2 protein-coding genes are annotated in these 1,248 nt (G+C 32.2%); both read right to left on the bottom strand.

Annotation, left to right across the window (positions count from 1 at the left end):
• The coding region (locus EZH24_RS12095) for an RNase H family protein (RefSeq protein WP_336596099.1) at positions 1-152 on the bottom strand (152 nt) is incomplete at its 3' end.
• The gene (locus EZH24_RS12090; protein WP_137999319.1) at positions 145-1,182 is read right to left on the bottom strand and encodes a DHH family phosphoesterase; all 1,038 of its coding nucleotides are present in this window, start codon (positions 1,180-1,182) and stop codon (positions 145-147) included. The genes EZH24_RS12090 and EZH24_RS12095, both read right to left, overlap by 8 nt.
• Positions 1,183-1,248 lie beyond the last annotated feature (66 nt).

Here is a 1,248-nt window from a genome sequence, read left to right as displayed (position 1 = left end):
TTCATTTCCATTTTATTATTCGTGGTATTATTTTCGCTTTCGCCTATTTCGAGACGCAAAGCATGTTTTTCGCTTATCAAAATAGAAGCCCAAGCGCCAAGTCCTGGATTTCCTCTGCATCCGCCGTCCGTATAAATTATGATATTATCCATTTAATAATTTTAAGAGTTTATTTTTTATTTCCGTTATAAGTTTTTCTTTCGTCCAATATTTTTTAGAAACGGTAAAACCAGCCGCTTTTGGATGTCCGCCTCCTCCGAATGATTCCGCAATTTCTCTTATATTTTTATTTATTCTACTTCTCATACTCACTCGAAAATCCTCTTCGCTTTCATGAATTATAAAACCGATAAAAACATCTTCCATTTGTATAAGCAGGTCCGAAGCGCTTACCGTTATCTCCTTCATGCTATGTCCGTTTATTGTGTCTTGCAAACATATATAACCGATTTTCGTATCATCGTCTATTATCATTCTTCTGTATATTTCCATCAAAGCCGCCACATCGATTCGAGTGTATCTCTTTCTCACAACATTTCCAAGATTTTCTATTATAACTCCTCTTCCCATTAATTTTGAAGCGGCGAGTAAAGTTTTTTCTGTGGTATTGCTAAAAGCGAAACCTCCCGTATCGGTTGAAAGTCCGCAATATAATAAAGTCGCTATAGTCGAATCGAAATTTTTTAAAAAAGACGAAAATATATCGAATATAATCTCGCAAGTGGCGGCGGCTTTAATGTCGTCATAAAACATAGTGACGCCTTTTATATTTCTCACTTTATGATGGTCTATAAATATTACTTCGTTATATTTTTCAAGTATGTCGGAAATCCATCCTATTCTATCTATATCGCCCGAGTCCAAAACTACCAAAACATCTTTTTTCGGCAGAGTTTTTTCGCTTACATTAAAAATAACTTTATCTATCAAAGGCAGATTTTGTAAATCTCTTTGCATTTTGTCCGTATTTATAACGGTAGCTTTTCTTTTGAATACTTTTTTTACGAGCAATGATAATCCCAAGCAAGAAGCAATGCAATCGACATCGGGATTTCTATGTCCCGTTATAGTTATATTTTTAGCCTTCGAGAGAGTTTTTAATATTTCTTTTATATTCGTCTTTATATTCTTTTTTGAAGCGGATTTTTTTATATTTTTTTTCTTTACTATTTTTTTAGCCATAAGAATTTCCTTATTATTTATTTCTTTATTTTATATTTTAAATAAAATAAATTAAAAATCAAACAT

The sequence above is a fragment of the Brachyspira catarrhinii genome (genome assembly GCF_005518285.1).
Lineage (GTDB): Bacteria > Spirochaetota > Brachyspiria > Brachyspirales > Brachyspiraceae > Brachyspira > Brachyspira catarrhinii.
The sequence above is the reverse complement of the archived record's forward strand: the minus strand, read 5'-3'. Positions and strand labels throughout refer to the sequence as shown.

Excerpts from the sequence above, each read along its gene's own strand:
- EZH24_RS12090 (WP_137999319.1), bottom strand. The coding sequence starts at position 1,182 with ATGGCTAAAAAAATAGTAAAGAAAAAAAATATAAAAAAATCCGCTTCA.